Raw genomic sequence first — 18352 nt, 5'->3', positions numbered from 1 at the left:
GACCTGGTTTCTCAAGGGATTGGCCGCCCCGGGACCGTCCACACAGATGCGTGTCCGGTGCTCCCTGCCGAGCGACCAGTGAACACTACGCCCGATCCGGCCCAGGTGCAAACAACAGCAAGACGGCCGGCCCGGGAGGCTTCTCCCGAACCGACCGTCGGTACGTCAGGCCATCTGACCGTCAGACCATCGGACCAGCCGTCGCGCCCCCTGGAGGGGGTCAGTCCTCGCGGGCCATCTCCTCCGCGATCGCCGCGGCGAAGGCGTCGATGTCCTGTTCGGTGGTGTCGAAGGCGGTCATCCAGCGGACTTCACCGGTGTGCTCGTCCCAGAAGTAGAAGCGGTAGCGCTTCTGGAGGCGTTCGCTGACCTCGCGCGGGAGGAGGGCGAAGACGGCGTTGGCCTGGACGGGGCGGACCACGGTGATGCCGGGGATGTCGCGGACGGCGGCTTCGAGGCGGCGGGCCATCGCGTTGGCGTGGCCGGCGTTGCGGAGCCAGAGGTCTCCGGTGAGGAGGGCCTCGAACTGGACCGAGACGAAGCGCATCTTCGAGGCGAGCTGCATCGACATCTTGCGCAGGTACTTGAGGTTGCGGACCTTGTCCGGGTTGAGGACGACCACGACCTCGCCGAGCAGCAGGCCGTTCTTGGTGCCGCCGAAGGAGAGGACGTCGACGCCGGCGTCGGTGGTGAAGTCGCGGAACGGGGCGTCGAGGGAGGCAGCGGCGTTGGCGAGCCGGGAGCCGTCCAGGTGGACGAGCATGCCGCGTTCGTGGGCGTGTTCGCAGATCGCCCGGATCTCGTCGGCGGTGTAGAGGGTGCCGAGTTCGGTGGACTGGGTGATCGAGACGGCGAGCGGCTGGGCGCGGTGCTCGTCGCCCCAGCCCCAGGCCTGCTGGTCGATCAGGTCGGGGGTGAGCTTGCCGTCGGGGGTGGGGACGAGGTGGAGCTTGATCCCGGCGATCTTCTCGGGGGCGCCGCACTCGTCGATGTTGATGTGCGCGCTCTCCGCGGCGACGACCGCGCCCCAGCGCGGGAGCAGGGCCTGGAGGGCGACGACGTTGGCGCCGGTGCCGTTGAAGACGGGGTACGCCTCGGCGCGGTCGCCGAAGTGGCGGCGGAAGACGGTCTGGAGGTGTTCGGTGTAGGCGTCCTCGCCGTAGGCGACCTGGTGGCCGTCGTTGGCGAGGGCGATCGCGGCGAGCACCTCGGGGTGGACGCCGGCGTAGTTGTCGCTGGCGAAGCCGCGGACGGCGGGGTCGTGGTGCCGTACCGCGTCGGTCGGGCCGAAAACGGGGGTCATCGGGCTGTCAGCCACAGGTGCTGTCCGTTCAGTTCTGCTGCGGGGCGGTCCCAGAGGGACGCCAGGGTGGTGGCCAGGTCGGCGGTGTCGGTGAAGCCGGCGAACTTGGCGTCCGGCTTCTCGGCCCGCATCTCGGGGCTGACCAGGGCTTTGATCACCAGGATGACGGCCGCCGCGGTGGGTTCGCCGTCGGGGGCGGTGGTCTCCTTGCGGAAGGAGTCGGCCATCGCCAGCGTCCAGGCCTCGGTGGCGGCCTTGGCGGCGGCGTAGGCGGCGCCGCCCGCGGTGGGCTTGTGCGCGGCGGCGGCGGAGACCATGGCGTAGCGGCCGGCGGGGCTGCGGAGCAGCGCGGGTTGGAAGGCCAGCGAGGTGTGCTGGAGGGTGCGGACGACGGTGTCGTGCAGGAAGTCCCAGTCGTCGATCCGGCTCTCGAAGAAGCTCTTGCTGCCGCGCCAGCCGCCGACCAGGTGGAGCAGGCCGTCGACGTGGCCGTGCTCGGCCTCCAGGTGGTCGGCCCAGTCGTGGACCTCCTGCGGGTCGAGCAGGTCGATGACCTGGCCGTGGACCTTCGCGCCGGGGACGGCGGTGCGGACGGCGGCGAGGGCCGCGTCCAGTCGGCGCTGGTCGATGTCGGCGCCGATCACGGTGGCGCCGTCGGCGGCGAGGCGGCGCAGGGTGGCCTGGCCGGCGGGGCCGCTGGCTCCGGCGACGGCGACCACCCGGTCGGCGAGGGGACGGGTGCTCATGCGGCGATCTCCTGGGTGCTGGTGCCGGTGATGCCCTTGGTGTCGGCGATGACGCGGCGGAGTTTCTTGGACAGGGCCTCGTAGAACATGCTGAGCGGGAACTCGTCGGGGTGGACGGCGTCGCACAGGGCCTTGCGCAGGGCCTTGTCGTCGGCGAGGTCGAGCGGAAGCGCCTCGGGGCCCTTGGCCCAGGTGGAGGCGGGGTGCGGGGTGAGGTAGCGGGAGACCAGCTGGTAGGCGGCGATCCAGTGGGCGGTCTTGGGGCGGTCGATGCCGTCGCGGTAGAGCGTCTCGATCTCGGCGCAGAGCTGGTTGGTGACGTCGGCGACGCGGTCCCAGTCGATGGTGAGGCGGTTGTCGCGCCAGCGCAGGGCGTCGTGCTTGTGCAGGTAGGCGAAGAGCAGCTGGCCGCCCATGCCGTCGTAGTTGCGGACCCGGTCGCCGCTGACCGGGAAGCGGAACAGGCGGTCGAAGAGGATCGCGTACTGGACGTCGCGGCCCTGGGGGTGGCCCTCGGCCTCGAGCTTGACCGACTCCTTGAAGGTGTTGAGGTCGCAGCGGAGCTCTTCGAGGCCGTACATCCAGAACGGGCTGCGCTGCTTGATCATGAAGGGGTCGAAGGGCAGGTCGCCGTGGCTGTGGGTGCGGTCGTGGACCAGGTCCCACAGGACGAAGGTCTGCTGGGTGCGGTCCTGGTCCTGGAGCAGCCCGGCGGCGTCGGCGGGGATGTCGAGGTCGAGTTGGCGGACGGCGCTGGTGCTGACGGCGCGGAAGCGGGCGGCTTCGCGGTCGCAGAAGATGCCGCCCCAGGTGAAACGTTCCGGCGCTTCGCGGACGGCCACGGTCTCGGGGAAGAGCACGGCGGAGTTGGTGTCGTAACCGGCGGTGAAGTCCTCGAAGGCGATGCCGAGGTAGCCGGGGTTGTCGAAGCGGGTGCGCTCGAGTTCGGCGATCCAGTCGGGCCAGACGACCTTCAGCAGGACGGCCTCCAGGTTGCGGTCGGGGTTGCCGTTCTGGGTGTACATCGGGAAGACGACCAGGTGGCCGGTGCCGTCGACGCGCTGCTCGTTCGGGCGGAAGGCCAGCAGCGAGTCGAGGAAGTCGGGCTCGCGGTAGCCGGTGTCGGCCCACTTGGCGAGGTCGGCCCGGACGGCGGCCAGGTAGGCGGCGTCGTGCGGGAAGAGCGGGGCGAGCTCGGCGACGGCGGCCTGCACGGTCTCGACCAGCGGGTCGACCGTGGAGCGCGGGACGGCGGCGAGGTCGATCGAACCGTCCTTGGACTGCAGCGGCCGGAGGGCCTCGACGGCCTCCTTCAGGCGGGTCCAGGCCGGGTGCGCGACCGGGTCGGTGGCGTGGGCGTCGCCCGCGAGCGCGAGCGTCGGCGAAAGATTCTGCATCACAGGCTCACTTCGACAGGAGTTATTACGACAGGACCACGTTAAATGCGAAAGGTTCTCCGGCTCAAGGCCGGTTTGACGGTAGACGCTCCAGTTCGTAGTACCGGTGCCCGCCGATCTCTCCGCGGTGGAGTAGGAGGGGAGCGGGCACGGACCGGAACGGACGGCTCCGGCCCGCCCGGCCCGGGGGCGCCCGACCTGCCCCGACCATGCCCCGGCCCCCACCGGGTCGCCACCGGGGCGCCCACCGTGCGCGCAGGACCGGTCACGCCTCGGTGCGCCCCCGTTCGCGCCCTGCTGCGCCCGGGCGGGGTCGGTGATCGTGGAGGGGGCCCGGACCTCGGCCTCCCGCGGCCACCCGCGGCGACCGGCGGCGCCCTCCGCGGAGGCCGCGGGGTCACGAGGCCGCGGGGCCGCAGGGTCACGAGGTCACGGCGACATCCGGCACGGAGGGGGACGCGATGCACGGTCCGGCGCTGGTGAGCTGGCTGCTGGCGGCGCTGGCCGCGGGCAGCGGCGGCTACTGCGGGTGGCGGGTGCGCCGCTGGAGCACCGAACCGGCCTGCGGCGGCCACCACCGGGCGCGCCGGGAGTCGGACGTGCTGGAGGCCGCGATGGGCCTGGGCATGGCCGGGATGGCGCTGCTGCCGGGGGTGTTCTGGGGCTGGCCGTACGCGCTGCTGGCGGCGGTGCTGCTGGTCGGCGCGCTGGCCGGGCGCGGCGCGGGGCGGCGGGTGCACCGGCTGCACCACGGGATCGGGGCGCTGGCGATGGCGTACATGGCGCTGGCGATGGCCGGCGGCGGGTCGGCGGGCGGGCACGCCGGGCACCACGGGCAGCCGGGCGGGCTGCCGCTGCTGACGGGGGTGCTGCTGGTGTACTTCGGGGCGTACGCGCTGTGGGAGGGCAGCCGGGTGCTGGCGGCGGGCGGTCCGGTGGCGGCGGCGCCGCTGCCGCGGGCCTGCCGGGCGGCGATGGGGATCGGGATGTTCGCCATGCTGCTGTCGATGTGAGCCCCCGGCGCGGCACGGGCGTTCGACCGCCGGGCGGAGGTGCGGCTGACGGGGCGACTGACGGGGCGTCGGGCGGTCCGGCGGCAGCGGCCGGGCGTGGCCTTGGTCACTGGACCGACCCGGCCGTTCCGCGCGGGCGTGTGGCGGCATAGGTTGGGGGGAAGCGCATCGCCGCGCCTCGAACCCCTCCCTCGGGGAGACCTCTGCCATGACGGCACTGCTGAGCCTGCTGCTGCTCGGACTGCTGCTCGCCACCGTGGCGCCGAGCCGCCTGGCCCGGGCCCGCTGGCCGGAGCGCGAACCGGTGCTGGCCCTGTTGGTGTGGCAGATGCTGGTGGTCGCGGTGCTGCTGTGCTGCGTGCTGAGCCTGCTGCTGGCGAGCGCGGCCGCCCTGCCCGCCTGGCGGGACGTGGTGTTCTCGGGCGCCCCGGCCGGGGTGGAGGACGCGTACGAGCTGGTGGGCCTGGAGGGCTGGGGCCGGCTGTCGGCGGCGGTGCTGGCGGCGGGCGGGGTGTGGACGGCGGTGTCGCTGGCCCGGGAGGTGCGTTCGGCGCGCGCGGAGCGCGGTCACCGGCACGCCCAACTGGTGCGTCGTGCGCCGGAGTTGCCGAGTTCGCTGCTGCCGCGTCGGCGCCGGGTGCGCGAGCCGCTGGTGGTGCTGGAGAACGTCCGGCCGCAGGCCTGGTCGCTGCCCGGGCCGCGGGCCCGGCTGGTGGTGACCACGGGGGCGCTGCAGCAGCTGTCGGACCGGGAGCTGGCGGCGGTGCTGAGCCACGAGCGCGGTCACGTCCGGGCCCGGCACCACTGGTTGGGGCAGTGCGCGCAGGCGTTGGCGACCGGGTTCCCGGGGGTGGAGGTGTTCTCCGCGTTCCGGGACCAGGTGGCGGTGCTGGTGGAGCTGGCGGCGGACGACCGGGCGGCCCGGCGGCACGGGCGGGTGACCACGGCTCTGGCGCTGGCCGAGCTGAACAGCGAGGTGTTCGCCTCCTGCCCGCCGGCCCAGCTGGCGCAGTCCCCCGCCCGGGTGGACCGGCTGCTGCTGGGCGAGCCCCGGCTGCCGGTGCCGGCCCGGCTGGGCTGGACGCTGGCGGCGCTGGCCGCCCCGCTGGGCGCGGCGGTGCTGGCGGTGGCCCCGGGGCTGTCGGCGCTGCTCTGACGGCGCTCCCCCGCCGGCCCCGGTCTCCGACGGCCGGGTTCGGAACCGGCGGCCGCACGCCCCTTGACGGGCCGTCAGCCGCCGGGCTCCGGCCGGTTCAGTCCTCGTCGGGGCCGAGCGTCTCGGCGAGGATCCGGCGGTGCACGGGGCGGGCCTTGAGGTAGCGCTCGCGGCCCTCGTCGGTGAGCGCGATGTAGATGCCGCGCCGGTCGTCGACGCAGTGCGTGCGCCGGACCAGGCCGGCCTTCTCCATCCGGGCGACCAGCCGGGAGAACGCGCTCTGGCTGAGGTGCACGGTGCCGGCCAGGGCCTGCGCGCGCTCGCCGCGGCCGGGCTCCTCCCGCTCGAACTCCCGCAGCCGCTCCAGCAGTTCGAACTCGCTGACGCCGAGCCCGTACGCCTCGCCCAGCTCGCGGTCGATGGCGCAGGCGGTGGCCGCGTGGCGGGCCAGCAGGGCGCGCCACTGCTCGCCGAGCGCCGTCTCCGCGGACGGGTCGTGGTCTGGGTCGAAGTCGGTCACGCCGCCAGGTTAGCACATGCACGCACATCTGTTGCGTCCACATTAAATGTGTTTGCATCCCATGCACATGCATGTAGCGTGCTGTGCCATGACCGACACGACGGTGACCCACACGCCTGCGGCCGACCATCCGTCCGCGACCGAGCACACCCGCTGGAGCCCCCGACTCTGGGGCGCCCTGGTGGTGCTGTGCGCCGCGATGTTCCTCGACGCGCTCGACGTCTCGATGGTCGGCGTCGCCCTGCCCTCCATCGGCGCCGACCTGCACCTGTCCGACTCCGCCCTGCAGTGGGTGGTGAGCGGCTACGTCCTCGGCTACGGCGGGCTGCTGCTGCTCGGCGGCCGCGCGGCCGACCTGCTCGGCCGCCGCCGGGTGTTCCTGGTCGCGCTGGCCGTCTTCGCCGGCGCCTCGCTGCTCGGCGGGCTGGTGGACAGCGGGCCGCTGCTGATCGGCGCCCGCTTCCTGAAGGGCGTCAGCGCCGCGTTCACCGCCCCGGCCGGCCTGTCCATCATCACGACCACGTTCCCGGAGGGCCCGGCGCGCAACCGCGCGCTCTCCATCTACACCACCTGCTCGGCCGCCGGCTTCTCGCTCGGCCTGGTGATCAGCGGCCTGCTGACGTCGGCGGGCTGGCGGCTGACGTTCCTGATGCCCGTCCCGGTCGCCCTGATCGCCCTGGTCGCCGGCGTCAGGCTGCTGCCCCGGCGGCACGACGGGCAGCGCTCCTCCGGCGGGTACGACCTGGCCGGCGCGGTCACCGGCACCGCGGCGGTACTGCTGCTGGTGTTCACGGTGACGGAGGCCCAGGGCGCGGGCTGGCTCTCCGCCCGCACCCTCGGGTCGCTGCTGCTGGTGGCGGCGCTGGCCGCGGCCTTCCTGACCATCGAGTCCCGCACCGCCCACCCGCTGGTCCGGCTCGGCATCTTCCGGGACGCCGGCGTCCGCCGGGCGAACCTCACCGCGCTGACGCTGATGGGCAGTTACGCGGGCTTCCAGTTCGTGGCCACGCTGTACCTGCAGCGGCTGCTGGGCTGGTCGGCGCTGGAGACGGCGCTGGGGCTGCTGCCCGGCGGCGCGGTGGTGGCGTTCTCGGCGGGCGCCGTCGGCCGCCTGCTGGACAGGTACGGCCCGGCCCGGGTGCTGCCGGTCGGCGTGGCCTCGATGACCCTCGGGTACGCGCTGTTCCTCCGGCTGGACGAGCACAGCGGCTTCCTCGGCCTGGTGCTGCCGAGCATGCTGCTGATCGGCGCGGGCTTCGCGCTGGCCTTCCCCTCGATCAACGTGGCGGCCACCGCGGGGGTCGCGGACGACGAGCAGGGCCTGGCCTCGGGCCTGGTGAACACCGCGCTCCAGGTCGGCGGTGCGATCGTGCTGGCCGTCACCACGGCGGTGCTCACCGCGGGCAGCGCCGGCGGCACCGACGCGCACGCCCAACTGTCCGGCTACCGGCCCGCGTTGCTGCTGGTGACGGGCACCACCGCGCTCGGCCTGCTGATCGCGCTGACGGGCGCGATCCGCTCCGGCCGCCGACGCGGCCAGGCCCCGGCCCCGGTCGCCGACCACGTCTACCCGGCGGAGGCGTCGGCAGAGGCCTCGGCGGGGGCGTCGACAGAGCAGGAGCAGGAGCAGGGGGTGCTGGTGTCGGAACGCTGAGCGGAGCGGAGCCCGGGCCCGGGCCGTCGGCCTCCCGCCGCCCCGGGCGCTCCGGCAGCCCCGGGCGGTCCGGCAGCCCCGGGCGGTCCGGCCGTCCTTCGGGCCGGCTCCACCAAACCCCCGTCTTGGTGGAGCCGGTACGCGCGGTCCGCCACCGGGCGGACTGCGGAGCAGTCACCATCGCAGTTGGGCGGGCCACGGTCAATCAGTGCAGCCGCACCGAGACCGAACCGCCACACAGCACAAGGAGGTTGATCCGTACCCCGCGCCGCCCACGCGCCACCGGCGCCCTCGGCGCACCACCGGCGCTCCTCCGCACCACCCGCGCTCCGGCGGAGAAGCCGCGGGGGGCGGGTGGTTCCGCTACTGGCTCTTGAGGATCGAGTGCAGCAGGTCGAGGGTCTGCTGCGGGGTGAGGCTGTCCACGCACAGCCGCTCCATCACCTGGAGGTACTCGTCGACGTCGTCGCGCTTGTCCAGGTAGAGGGCGCTGGTGAGCTGCTCCAGGTAGACCACGTCGGGCAGGTCCTGCTCGGGGAAGCGCAGCACCGAGAAGGCGCCGCTCTCACCGGCGTGCGCGCCGAACCGGAACGGCATCACCTGGACGACCACGCTGGGGAGTTGGGCCAGTTCCACCAGGTGCTCCAGTTGGGCCCGCATCACCTCGGGGCCGCCGACCGGGCGGCGCAGCGCGGCCTCGTCGATGACGGCCCAGAGCTTGGGGCCGCGGCCGTCGGTGAGCAGTTTCTGCCGGCGGGCCCGCAGGGTGACCCGGCGGCCGATCTCGGCGTCGTCGAGGGTGGGGCGGTTCTGCGCGAAGATCGCCCGGGCGTAGTCCTCGCACTGGAGCAGGCCGGGGATGAACTGCACCTCGTAGGTGCGGATGAGGGCGGCGGCCTCCTCCAGGCCGATGTAGGTCTGGAACCAGTTGGGCAGCACGTCGTTGTAGCTGTGCCACCAGCCGGACTTGTTGGCCTCGCGGACCAGTGCCAGCAGGGCCTCCCGGTCGGGGCCGGCGGCGAGGCCGTAGAGGCTGAGCAGGTCGGCGACGTCGCGCTCCTTGAAGGAGACCCGGCCGAGTTCCATCCGGCTGATCTTGGACTCCGAGGCGCGGATCGCGTAGCCGGCGTCCTCCCGGCTGATGGCGCATCCCTCGCGGAGCCGGCGGAGTTGGGAGCCGAGGAGGATGCGGCGCACCATCGAGCCCCCGCCGGGCTGAACTGTGGTCATCTGACCAAACCTCCACTCGGACGGACCAGTTGCACAGTCTGCCATCACTTGGGCGCGCTGAGTGCCGGTAGTGGTGCACCGGACTGTCGCTTCGGCCACTTCCGGGTCCATCTTGCACGTGCATCCGGTGCATGCATATGCCAATCGCACGACTGCACGTGAACCGGCTCTTGCATCTGCCGTGAGCGCAGAGGACCATGGTGCACGTGCACTTGCACGCCCTGGCAATCCCGCGGGCCCCGCGTCGACCCCATGCGCGAACCCGCACACCCTCCCGGCAACGCCCGCGCGTCGCTGGGTACTTGCGTGTGCGGACCGGTCGGCCGACGGTCCGGCGGCCGAGCGAGTCGGAGGTGACCGGCATGACCCCGGTGGGTCCCGCCGTGTCCGCCCCCTTATGGGAGGAGCTCTTCATGAGCACCGGTACGGTCCTGGCGACCGACCCTCATGTGGTCAGCTGCACCCTCGCTCCCCGTTTCGAAGCCGTGCGCACCGCACGGGAGTTCACCAGGCGGTCGCTGGAGGCCTGGGGGCTCGGGGAGATCTTCGACGACGTGGCCCTGGTGGCCTCGGAGTTGGTGACCAACGCCCTGCGGCACGCGCTCGGCCAGAGCGAGCCGTCCCGGGTGCCGGTCCAGGGCGTCCCGCAGCCGACGGTGGAGACGCTGCCGATCCGGATCAGCCTGGTGCACCGCGCGCCGCAGGTGGTCTGCGCGGTGAGCGACCCCTCCAGCACCGGTCCGATAGCCCGGGAGGCCGACTTCGTGGCCGAGTCCGGCCGCGGGCTGCACCTGGTGGACTCCTTCTCCCGGTCCTGGGGCTGGCACCCGCTGGCCGGCGCCGGGAAGGTGGTCTGGGCCCTGTTCGACGCCCACACCGAACTGCCCGTCCCGGAACAGCTGTCGAACTCCGGCCGGCACCGCCGCTCCGCCTGACCCGCACCCCCCCGACCCGAACACCGGCCGACCCGAACACCGGCCGACCCGCGCACCGCCCGACCCGCGCACCCCCTGAAGCGCACCGTCCGACGAAGCCCGGTGCGAGCGGCCTTTCCTGACGGAACGTCAGAGGCGCCGGGCGGCGCCCGGAACCACGAAGGCCGTCGCGGGATCCCCCACGACGGCCCGGGTGAACGGGAGTCGACCGGCCGTCAGGGCGTGCCGCCCAGGTGGTCGAACTCCCCGTCCTTGACGCCGAGCAGCATCGCGGTGATCTCGTCCCTGGTGTAGACCAGTGCCGGGCCCTGCGGGAAGCGCGAGTTGCGCATCGCCACGTCGCCGTTCGGCAGCGCGGCGAATTCCACGCAGTTGCCCTTCGAGTTGCTGTGACGGCTCTTCTGCCAGACCACCCCGTCCAGGTCCGTCGCCGCCATGCCGTTGTACGCCTCACGCATTGTTTTCTCCCCAGAGCCTGGCGAATGCCTCACTTGACGTGATGATAGCCCTCCTGCACGTGCATCAGCATGGGAAATTTCCCGTGCAGAAGAACGTGCCAATGCTGTCACCAACCCTTCACAGCCGCGCAATTGACGGTGCGTAAGCGGACACAGCCGGGCGAAACGCCAGTCACTCCATGACCGTCCGCACACATCCGTCTGCGCGTTGTCGATCATCACCACCTTCCACGCGGTTCACAGGTAGTCACGATTCGCACTGTGATGACTGTCACTTCCTGGCGGAAACCCGCCCGCTGCCGGTATCCGGCTGCAACGCGCGAGGGGACATGTCCTACGATCTGGCGCATGAGCACCGCAGCCATCCCGGGCGCGCCACTGCCCGTCCGTACGCCAGGCTCCCGTGCGCGGGGGCGCCACCGCCGTCCCGAGCGCCCCGAGATCATGGCCGGTTCGCCCGCCCTGGTGCTGGCGGTCCCGGCCGTCGCCGGGCCGGAGAGCCGCCCGGTCGTCGAGGAGCTGCTGTCCATCGTCCGCACCGAGCAGGCGGGGATCGAGGTGACGGCGGCCTACCAGGGCGGTGAGGACGCGCCGACGGTCGCCGACCTGCTGGCGGCGGCCGCCGAGGCGGGCCTGCCCGCGCCGGTGGTCGTCCCGCTGGTGCCCGGACCGCACGGCTTCCTGCCCGAACTGCACAAGCTGGCCGCCGAGACCGGCGCCCAGGTGCTGGACCCGCTGGGCCCGCACCCGCTGCTGGCCGAGGCCGTGCACGTGCGGCTGTCCGAGGCCGGGCTGGCCCGCGCCGACCGGGCCCGGCTGTTCGCCATCGCCACCGCCGCCGACGGCGTGGTGCTGACCACGGTCGGCGGCGAGGAGGCGGCCGCCGCGGCCGGCATCACCGGCGTCCTGCTGGCGTCCCGGCTGGCCGTGCCGGTGGTCCCGGCCGCGTTGGACGTGCCCGGCTCGGTGGCCGCGGCCGTCGCGCACCTGCGCGCCACCGGCTCCGAGCGCCCGGCGCTGGCCCCGCTGGTGATCGGCCCGGAGGCCGACACCGAGCTGCTGGCCACCGCCGCCGAGGAGACCGGCTGCGCGAGCGCCGCCCCGATCGGCGCCTACCCGACGGTGGGCCAGCTGATCGCCTCCGCCTACCTGGCCGCGCTCCCCGAGCCCACCCAGGAGCAGTTGGAGGCCGCCGAGGCCGCCATCGAGCAGCAGCGCACCCCGGGGGCGCACGCGGCGCGCTGACGCCGACCGAGAGCCGCGACGGGCGGGAGCAGCGAATCGACGCGCTCCCGCCCGTCGCGCTTCCCCCGTGCCGCGCACCGACCGGTCCCGACGCGCTTCCCCCCTGCCGCGCCGACCGGTCCCGATGCGTTTCCCCCGTGCCGCGCACCGACCGGCCCCGACGCGCTTCCTCGTGCCTCGCACTGACCGGTTCCGTCAGGCTGCCGCTCAGCCGGTGGTGACGCGTCCCGTCCCGGGTGCGCGGTCGGTGAAGGCGAGCGCGGGCAGGGCGACCGGGCGCGGCGGGACGGGGGCCTCGGCCGGCGTGGTGGTGGCGTTCCACGGCGTGCCGGCGAGCCCCGGGCCGCCGCCCTTGCCGAGCGCGACGGTCTGCGCCTGCCCGGCCGGGCGGAACAGGATCCGGGTCGGGTCGGGCGCGTCCGGGTCGAGCCACAGTTCGCTGCCGGCCGGGCCGCCGAACGCGCAGTCCAGCACCGCGATGTCGTCGGGCTTGCCGTCGCTGGTGGCCCGGAACGCCACCCCGGCCTTCCGGTAGCCGGTCAGCCGGCTGCGGCTCAGGGTGACGGCCTCGCCGGCCAGTTGGTGCTTGAGGGTGGTCACCGCGTAGTCGGACTGCCCGGCGGCGTCGATCAGCAGCCCGTCGAAGACGGTGCCCTTGTCGCGGCCGAGCGCGTGCACGGCGATGCCGCCGGCGGCGTTCCCGTACAGCACCGAGGCGGTGTAGTCGAAGTCGTTCAGGTAGGCGCCGTGCTCGATGCCCCAGCCGCCGTTGTGGTACGCCGCGTACTGGGTGACGGTGTGGTGGTGCTCGGCGTTGAGCCAGACGAAGATGCCGTTCTGCAGGTTGTTGTGCGCCAGGCAGCGTTCGAAGGTCCAGACGCCCTCGCTGGTCTCCGGCCACTCGTAGCCGGACGCGCCGGTGGCGCCCTGCACGCCGACGGCCACGCAGTCCCGGGCCGAGGAGCCCGTCCCGGCGCCGAGGCTGAAGCCGGTGAGCCGGTAGGCGCGCGGGTTGGGCTCGAAGGCGGTGCGGGAGGCGACGCAGCCGTCGTAGGCGATGTCGTTCGAGGGGCCCTGCGGGGTGCGGGTGTCGATCGGGCCGTCCCACCAGTACGCGTCCTCCCAGGTGTCGTGGGAGATGCAGCCGCGGAAGGTGATGCCGTGGCTGGCGTGCGGCACGAAGGCGTGGCTGCCGGTGTCGCGGACCACGACGCCCTCGACCACGGTGCCGCGCGAGGTGTCCAGCAGCATGTGGAAGTGCAGCCCGTACCGGCCGAGCACGGGTTCGGTGACGGGCTTGCCGTCCCAGCTGTCCTTGCCGTCGGCGCGCGGGCCGAGCCAGCGCAGGGCGGCGTGCCGGACGTCGGGCGGGCGGCTGGAGGTGAGGTGGACGTGGGCCCGGCCCTGCTCGGTGCCCTCGATCCGGACGTTGCGGCTGAGGTTGAGCACCTCGGCGCCGAAGGTCGCGCCGCCACCGGTGGCCACCCGCGGGTGGGCGTGCCGCAGCGGGCCGGTCAGGGTGACGGTGGCGCCGTCGACCCGGGCGACCGTCACCAGGTCGTAGGCGGTGGAGAAGTCCGCGGTGTCGGGCGGCGCGGTCGGGGTGACGGCCAGTTCGTCGCCGGGCTGCCAGCCGTCGGGGGCGGCGGCCAGCTTCAGCGCGGTGTCGCCGGGCCCCAGGTCGGCGGCGGCCCGGACCCAGGCGGTGCGGGGCGCGCCGTCCAGGCGCAGGTAGCCCTGGCCGGTGACCCACAGGCCGGTGTCGCTGTCGACGACGGTCATCCCGCCGCCCGCGAACCGGTGTTCGTCGACGTGCGGGAAGCGCAGGGTGTGGGTGTGCGCGGCGTCGGGGGCCAGGGCCAGGACGCCGCGGACCTCGACGTTGCCCGCGCTGGCCAGGGTCAGCGTCCGGTCGGCGGCGAACACCAGCGAGCCGCCGGGCTCCACCAGCAGCGAGCCGACCTCGGCGTCGGCGTCCAGCACCACCCGGTCGGTGATCCGCACCGCGCTGCCGGGGCCCGGCGGTTTCCCGCCCCAGCCCTTGGCGTCGGACCACTTGCGGCCGCCGGTGTCCAGCACCGGGGGCCGGGCGGAGGGCTGCGGGCTGCCGGCGGCGGGTGGTGGGGCGCCGGTGCCGTGCGGGTGGCCGGCCGGGGTGGCGGTGCCGGTCCGCGCGGCGGCGGCTCCCGCCGGTTCGTCGGCCCCGGCCAGCGACTGCCGCAGGACCACTCCCCCGCCGAGCGCCGCCGCCGTCCCGGCCGCCAGCCAGGTCAGCATCCGGCGCCGCCCGACCGGCGGGCGCCGGTGCCGTACCGGCGGCGGTTGCCGTTCCTCGTCCTGCCGCTGTTCCACCGTGGCCGCCCTTCCGGGTTCCGCCGCCCTGAGCCGTCGGGGGCAGCATAGGCAGCGCGGGCGCCGGAAAGCGGCGGATTCGGTTTCGCTTCAGCATTCTGACGTACCGTCAGGGGGGTGCGGCGGGGCGCTTCCGGTCAAGGACAGAACGCCCATACGGCGACAAATGACCCGCCCACCGGGTGACCAAACGTGAATAATCCCGCATAACTCAGCATAGTGCAGCAAAACGGGCACAAGATCACCTATCGCCTGACGTCCCGCCAGAATTCGCCGCCGCTCGCGGAGTTCGCCGAATATCCCTTGATCACCCATTCCGGCCACTGTGATGCCGGTCACGGGCATTTGCGGATTCTCCTTAATTCCGCTTAATCTCCTGCCCACGTTCGTGGACACACGGACCCAGTTCGCCCGGAACGCCGAGTCCTGCCGCCGGGCGGGTCGGCTCATGCACAACGCACCACGGCAGGGGCGGGGGAACCAGGTAAGTCGCCCCGGGCGGTCGAAGGACCGCACGGGGCTAGGGGTGAAGCCGGGCGCACCACGCGGTGCGCGCGGCCGGGCAACTCCAGCCCGAATCCGACAGCTCACCTCGCAGGCGTGGGAGAGGAACGCTTCTTCATGCTGCCCATCAGCTCCAAGCGCGCCCGCCGCCTGATCGCCACCACCGGTGTCGTCGGCATCGGGCTGTCGATCCCCTGCCTGACCGGTGGCGTCGCCTCCGCGGCGACCGTCTCCACCTGGGACAAGGTCGCGCAGTGCGAGTCCAGCGGCGACTGGGCGATCAACACCGGCAACGGCTTCTACGGCGGTCTGCAGTTCACCGCCTCCACCTGGGCCGAGTTCGGCGGCACCGCGTACGCCTCGCGCGCCGACCTCGCCACCAAGGACCAGCAGATCTCGGTCGCCGAGAAGGTCCTGGCCTCGCAGGGCCCCGGCGCCTGGCCGGTGTGCTCGATCCAGGCCGGCCTGACCAAGGGCGGTGCCGCCCCCCAGGTCGACACCTCCGGCTCCGCCTCGTCCGCCACCGCCGCGCCGTCGCAGTCGCAGACCCAGGCGCCCGCGCAGTCGCAGTCGCAGTCCGGCAGCAAGGGCAAGTCCCAGAACGGCTGGTCGCAGAACGGCTGGTCGCAGGGCAAGTCGCAGGCCCAGCCGCAGGCCGAGCAGAGCGCCCCGGCCGCCACCGCCGACCAGTCGGCCGGCACCTACACCGTCGTGGCGGGCGACTGGCTGTCCACCATCGCGCAGAGCCAGCACGTGGACGGCGGCTGGCAGAAGCTGTACGACCTCAACCGCTCGGTGCTCACCGAGGGCCCGGACATGATCTACCCGGGTCAGCAGCTCTCGCTCGGCGGCGCCGCCACCGCGCAGCAGCAGTCCGCGCCGGCCGCCACCACCTCCTCCTCCGCCAGCACCCACCAGGGCTCGTCCTGGAAGGGCGACCGCTCCTCCGCCGCCAAGTCGTCGAGCACCCCGGCCAAGTCGTCCACCGCGACCACCGCCACCGCCTCGACCAGCGCCAAGACGACCACCACCGCCACGGCCGCCACCAAGGCGACCGGCTCCAAGGCCGCGGCGATCGACTTCGCGCTGTCCAAGCTCGGCCAGGCGTACGTCTACGGCGGCACCGGCAACGGCGGCTGGGACTGCTCCGGCCTGACCCAGGCGGCGTTCCGCCAGGCCGGCATCAGCCTGCCGCGCGTCGCCGCCGACCAGGCCGACTACTCGACCCGCGTCTCGCTGGACAGCCTGCAGCCGGGCGACCTGCTGTTCTGGTCCAGCAACGGCTCCAACTCGGGCGTCTACCACGTCGCCCTGTACGTCGGTGACGGCAAGTACGTCGAGGCCGCGAACCCGCGTTCCGGCGTCCGCACCGAGACCATCGCCAACTGGGCCCCCGACTTCGCGGGCCGCGTCTGATCACCGGCACGACCGCCGCTGCCCCCGGGGACCTGGTCGGCCCCGGGGGCAGCGGCCTATCCTCGGCCGTACGAGGCCCGACGAGCCTCGACGGAGCCTCGGCAGGGGCTCGACGACCGGGGAGCAGCACCATGGCGAAAGTGACGATCACGCTGGACGCGGACCTGGCCCTGGAGGTGATGATGCGCGTCGGCGCCACCAGCCCCCAGGACGCGGTGGAACTGGTCGTCCGCGACTACCTCTCCACCGACCGCCGCACCATCGCCCGCACCGGCGGCACCCGCGACGGCGAACGCCTCCTCCCCAAGCCCCCGACCATCGAAGAGGGCTGACGCCCCGCCGGGCGGCCGCGGCCCCGCCGGTCCCGAAACCTCCACAACCTCCGCAACTGTCAAGTAACTTACTGTCTAGTAAGTTCACCGGCGAGTACCTAACCTGGGCGAACCCCCACCCCACCCAAGGGAGTTCGCTCATGGCACACCCCCTCGCCCGGGCCGCCCGCGCCGCCCGTCCGCCCGTCGAGGTGCTGCGCACCGGCGGGCGGGTCGTCGAAGCCCGGTCCGCGTACCTGGTGCCGCCGCCCGCGGACGGGGTCCTGGGCGACCTGCCGTTCCGCAACGCGCGGGAAGCGCCGGAGGCGGTGGTGGTGACGCGCCGTCAACCGGACGGCTCCTGGCGGGACGTGACGGCCCGTGAGTTCGCGGAGCAGGTCGCGGCGGTGGCCCGCGGCCTGGTCGCGGTCGGGGTCGGCCCCGGCGCGCGGATCGTGCTGATGTCGCGGACCGGGTACGAGTGGACGCTGCTGGACTTCGCCGCCTGGGCGGCCGGCGCCTGCGTGGTGCCGGTGTACCCGACGTCCGCGGTGGAGCAGGCGGAGTGGATCGTCCGGGACTCCGGCGCGGTGCTGGCGGTCGCGGAGGACGCCGGCACCGCCGAGGTGCTGACCGTGGCGATCGCCCGCACCGGCGGGACGGTGCCGCTGTGGCGGCTGGACGAGGACGCGGTCGGCGCCCTCGCCGAGCTGGGCCGCCCCGTCCCCGCCGAGGAGTTGACGCGCCGCAGACGGGCCCAGGGCCCGGACGACGAGGCCACGCTGATCTACACCTCGGGCACCACCGGCCGTCCCAAGGGCTGCCTGCTCACCCACGCCAACTTCCTCACCGAGGCGGCGAACTGCCACGCCCTGCTGGAGCCGGTGTTCGAGGAGGCGACCGGCCGGGCGCCGTGCACCCTGCTGTTCCTGCCGCTGGCGCACGTGCTGGGCCGGATGATCCAGGTGACCTGCGTGTACGGGCGGGTCCGGATCGGCCACAGCCCGTCCCTGAAACCGGCCGACCTGCGGCCGGACCTGGCCTCCTTCGGCGCGACCTTCCTGGTCGGCGTGCCCTACCTGTTCGAGAAGATCCACCAGTTGGGCCGGGCCGAGGCGCAGGCCAAGGGCGCGGTGAAGGTGTTCGACCGGGCGGCCGCGGTGGCGGTGCGCTACGCCCGGGCCGAGCTGGCCGCGGCGGACGGCGGCCGCCCGGCGCCGCTCTCGCTGCGGCTGGCGCACGGCCTGTACGACGCGCTGGTGTACCGGCGGGTGCGGGCCGCGATGGGCGGCCGGGTGCGGTACGCGATCAGCGGCGGCTCCTCGATCGACCCGGAGCTGCTGCTGTTCTTCGCCGGCGCGGGCGTGCTGGTGCACGAGGGCTACGGGCTGACCGAGAGCAGCGGCCCGTCCACGGTGAACCCGCCGCTGCGGCCGCGTCCGGGCACGGTCGGGCAGCCGGTGCCGGGCAGCGCGGTGCGGATCGCCGAGGACGGCGAGGTGCTGCTGTCCGGCGGTCAGCTCTTCGACGGCTACTACGAGTTGGGGGCGCCGCGGCCCCGGCGGCCGCACTGGTTCGCCACCGGCGACCTGGGGCGGCTGGACGAGGACGGCTACCTGACGATCACCGGCCGCAAGAAGGAGGTCCTGGTGACCTCCGGCGGCAAGAACGTCTCCCCCGGCCCGCTGGAGGACCGGCTGCGCGGCCACCCGCTGGTCGGCCAGGCCCTGGTGGTCGGCAACGGCCGCCCGTACGTGGGCGCGCTGCTCACCCTGGACCCGGAGGCGGTGGAGCGCTTCCTCGCGCTGGACCCGCCGACCCCGCCGGGCGCGCCCGACGGCGTGGACCTCTCCAGCGCCGTCCCGGTGCACCCGGCGGTGCTGGCGGCGCTCGCCGAGGCGGTGCGGGGCGTCAACGCGACGGTCTCGCGCGCCGAGTCGATCCGCCGGGCCCGGGTGGTGGCGGGCGAGTTCACCGAGGAGCGCGGCCTGCTGACGCCCTCGCTGAAGGTCCGCCGACAGGCCGTCAGCACCGCCTACCGCCGCGACCTCGAACAGCTCTACGCCTGAAAGGTACGGCCCCCGGGAGGAGCTCCTCCCGGGGGCCGTACCG

Annotated in this window: 15 protein-coding genes and 1 riboswitch; of the genes, 8 read left to right on the top strand and 7 right to left on the bottom strand. The window is 73.7% G+C overall.

Going from position 1 to position 18352, the window contains the following annotated elements; genetic code table 11:
- Positions 1 to 220 precede the first annotated feature (220 nt).
- Genes IH44_RS0126340 through IH44_RS0126330 form a run of 3 tightly spaced genes read right to left on the bottom strand, consistent with a single transcriptional unit; the run spans position 221 to position 3446 of the window.
- Positions 221 to 1303, bottom strand: a complete 1083-nt coding sequence (locus IH44_RS0126340) for a low specificity L-threonine aldolase (protein ID WP_030462215.1) — start codon at positions 1301 to 1303, stop codon at positions 221 to 223.
- The gene (locus tag IH44_RS0126335) at positions 1300 to 2049 is read right to left on the bottom strand and encodes an SDR family NAD(P)-dependent oxidoreductase (protein WP_030462214.1); all 750 of its coding nucleotides are present in this window, start codon (positions 2047 to 2049) and stop codon (positions 1300 to 1302) included. Before IH44_RS0126335 ends, IH44_RS0126340 begins: the two co-directional genes overlap by 4 nt.
- Entirely contained in the window at positions 2046 to 3446 is a 1401-nt protein-coding gene (locus IH44_RS0126330) for a DUF6421 family protein (protein WP_030462213.1), read from the bottom strand. Before IH44_RS0126330 ends, IH44_RS0126335 begins: the two co-directional genes overlap by 4 nt.
- Before the next feature lie 461 nt (positions 3447 to 3907).
- Between IH44_RS0126330 and IH44_RS0126325 the strand changes: the two genes are divergently transcribed.
- Entirely contained in the window at positions 3908 to 4459 is a 552-nt protein-coding gene (locus IH44_RS0126325; protein WP_030462212.1) for a DUF5134 domain-containing protein, read from the top strand.
- A 208-nt stretch (positions 4460 to 4667) separates the two neighbouring features.
- On the top strand, positions 4668 to 5615 hold the full coding sequence (locus tag IH44_RS0126320) for a M56 family metallopeptidase (RefSeq protein WP_030462211.1): 948 nt from the start codon (positions 4668 to 4670) through the stop codon (positions 5613 to 5615).
- A gap of 97 nt (positions 5616 to 5712) precedes the next feature.
- Here IH44_RS0126320 and IH44_RS0126315 read toward each other — a convergent pair whose 3' ends face one another.
- Positions 5713 to 6135, bottom strand: a complete 423-nt coding sequence (locus IH44_RS0126315; RefSeq protein WP_030462210.1) for a MarR family winged helix-turn-helix transcriptional regulator — start codon at positions 6133 to 6135, stop codon at positions 5713 to 5715.
- A gap of 88 nt (positions 6136 to 6223) precedes the next feature.
- Here IH44_RS0126315 and IH44_RS0126310 point away from each other — a divergent pair, with 88 nt between their 5' ends.
- Positions 6224 to 7789: an MFS transporter gene (locus IH44_RS0126310; protein WP_030462209.1), complete on the top strand. Its 1566-nt coding sequence runs from the start codon at positions 6224 to 6226 to the stop codon at positions 7787 to 7789.
- Between the two features lie 363 nt (positions 7790 to 8152).
- Here IH44_RS0126310 and IH44_RS0126305 read toward each other — a convergent pair whose 3' ends face one another.
- Complete coding sequence (locus tag IH44_RS0126305) at positions 8153 to 9019, bottom strand: helix-turn-helix transcriptional regulator (protein WP_030462208.1); 867 nt, start codon at positions 9017 to 9019, stop codon at positions 8153 to 8155.
- Between the two features lie 413 nt (positions 9020 to 9432).
- On the opposite strand from IH44_RS0126305, the gene IH44_RS0126300 reads away from it, so the two are divergent.
- Entirely contained in the window at positions 9433 to 9954 is a 522-nt protein-coding gene (locus tag IH44_RS0126300) for an ATP-binding protein (RefSeq protein WP_051817332.1), read from the top strand.
- Positions 9955 to 10169: 215 nt separating this feature from the next.
- Here IH44_RS0126300 and IH44_RS0126295 read toward each other — a convergent pair whose 3' ends face one another.
- Positions 10170 to 10412, bottom strand: coding sequence for a DUF397 domain-containing protein (locus IH44_RS0126295; protein WP_030462206.1), 243 nt, complete (start codon positions 10410 to 10412; stop codon positions 10170 to 10172).
- A gap of 348 nt (positions 10413 to 10760) precedes the next feature.
- On the opposite strand from IH44_RS0126295, the gene IH44_RS0126290 reads away from it, so the two are divergent.
- Entirely contained in the window at positions 10761 to 11657 is an 897-nt protein-coding gene (locus IH44_RS0126290; RefSeq protein WP_232795090.1) for a hypothetical protein, read from the top strand.
- Between the two features lie 207 nt (positions 11658 to 11864).
- Here IH44_RS0126290 and IH44_RS0126285 read toward each other — a convergent pair whose 3' ends face one another.
- On the bottom strand, positions 11865 to 14009 hold the full coding sequence (locus IH44_RS0126285) for a hypothetical protein (RefSeq protein ID WP_030462204.1): 2145 nt from the start codon (positions 14007 to 14009) through the stop codon (positions 11865 to 11867).
- 446 nt (positions 14010 to 14455) lie between these two features.
- Positions 14456 to 14625: riboswitch (cyclic di-AMP (ydaO/yuaA leader) on the top strand.
- Between the two features lie 5 nt (positions 14626 to 14630).
- Here IH44_RS0126285 and IH44_RS49485 point away from each other — a divergent pair.
- The 3 genes from IH44_RS49485 to IH44_RS0126270 all read left to right on the top strand — a co-directional run bounded on the left by IH44_RS49485 (position 14631) and on the right by IH44_RS0126270 (position 18309).
- Complete coding sequence (locus tag IH44_RS49485; protein ID WP_051817330.1) at positions 14631 to 15929, top strand: transglycosylase family protein; 1299 nt, start codon at positions 14631 to 14633, stop codon at positions 15927 to 15929.
- 131 nt (positions 15930 to 16060) lie between these two features.
- The gene (locus tag IH44_RS0126275; protein ID WP_030462202.1) at positions 16061 to 16261 is read left to right on the top strand and encodes a hypothetical protein; all 201 of its coding nucleotides are present in this window, start codon (positions 16061 to 16063) and stop codon (positions 16259 to 16261) included.
- Between the two features lie 140 nt (positions 16262 to 16401).
- Complete coding sequence (locus IH44_RS0126270) at positions 16402 to 18309, top strand: long-chain fatty acid--CoA ligase (RefSeq protein ID WP_030462201.1); 1908 nt, start codon at positions 16402 to 16404, stop codon at positions 18307 to 18309.
- Positions 18310 to 18352 lie beyond the last annotated feature (43 nt).

The organism is Kitasatospora sp. NRRL B-11411 (assembly GCF_000721345.1).
Taxonomy (GTDB): domain Bacteria; phylum Actinomycetota; class Actinomycetes; order Streptomycetales; family Streptomycetaceae; genus Kitasatospora; species Kitasatospora cineracea.
This window is presented reverse-complemented; position numbering and strand designations above follow the sequence as displayed.

What these genes read in the sequence shown, in the direction of transcription:
- IH44_RS0126340 (WP_030462215.1), bottom strand. Translation starts at nt 1,303, where the DNA reads ATGACCCCCGTTTTCGGCCCGACCGACGCGGTACGGCACCACGACCCC.
- IH44_RS0126335 (WP_030462214.1), bottom strand. Translation starts at nt 2,049, where the DNA reads ATGAGCACCCGTCCCCTCGCCGACCGGGTGGTCGCCGTCGCCGGAGCC.
- IH44_RS0126330 (WP_030462213.1), bottom strand. Translation starts at nt 3,446, where the DNA reads ATGCAGAATCTTTCGCCGACGCTCGCGCTCGCGGGCGACGCCCACGCC.
- IH44_RS0126325 (WP_030462212.1), top strand. Translation starts at nt 3,908, where the DNA reads ATGCACGGTCCGGCGCTGGTGAGCTGGCTGCTGGCGGCGCTGGCCGCG.
- IH44_RS0126320 (WP_030462211.1), top strand. Translation starts at nt 4,668, where the DNA reads ATGACGGCACTGCTGAGCCTGCTGCTGCTCGGACTGCTGCTCGCCACC.
- IH44_RS0126310 (WP_030462209.1), top strand. Translation starts at nt 6,224, where the DNA reads ATGACCGACACGACGGTGACCCACACGCCTGCGGCCGACCATCCGTCC.
- IH44_RS0126305 (WP_030462208.1), bottom strand. Translation starts at nt 9,019, where the DNA reads ATGACCACAGTTCAGCCCGGCGGGGGCTCGATGGTGCGCCGCATCCTC.
- IH44_RS0126300 (WP_051817332.1), top strand. Translation starts at nt 9,433, where the DNA reads ATGAGCACCGGTACGGTCCTGGCGACCGACCCTCATGTGGTCAGCTGC.
- IH44_RS0126295 (WP_030462206.1), bottom strand. Translation starts at nt 10,412, where the DNA reads ATGCGTGAGGCGTACAACGGCATGGCGGCGACGGACCTGGACGGGGTG.
- IH44_RS0126290 (WP_232795090.1), top strand. Translation starts at nt 10,761, where the DNA reads ATGAGCACCGCAGCCATCCCGGGCGCGCCACTGCCCGTCCGTACGCCA.
- IH44_RS49485 (WP_051817330.1), top strand. Translation starts at nt 14,631, where the DNA reads ATGCTGCCCATCAGCTCCAAGCGCGCCCGCCGCCTGATCGCCACCACC.
- IH44_RS0126275 (WP_030462202.1), top strand. Translation starts at nt 16,061, where the DNA reads ATGGCGAAAGTGACGATCACGCTGGACGCGGACCTGGCCCTGGAGGTG.
- IH44_RS0126270 (WP_030462201.1), top strand. Translation starts at nt 16,402, where the DNA reads ATGGCACACCCCCTCGCCCGGGCCGCCCGCGCCGCCCGTCCGCCCGTC.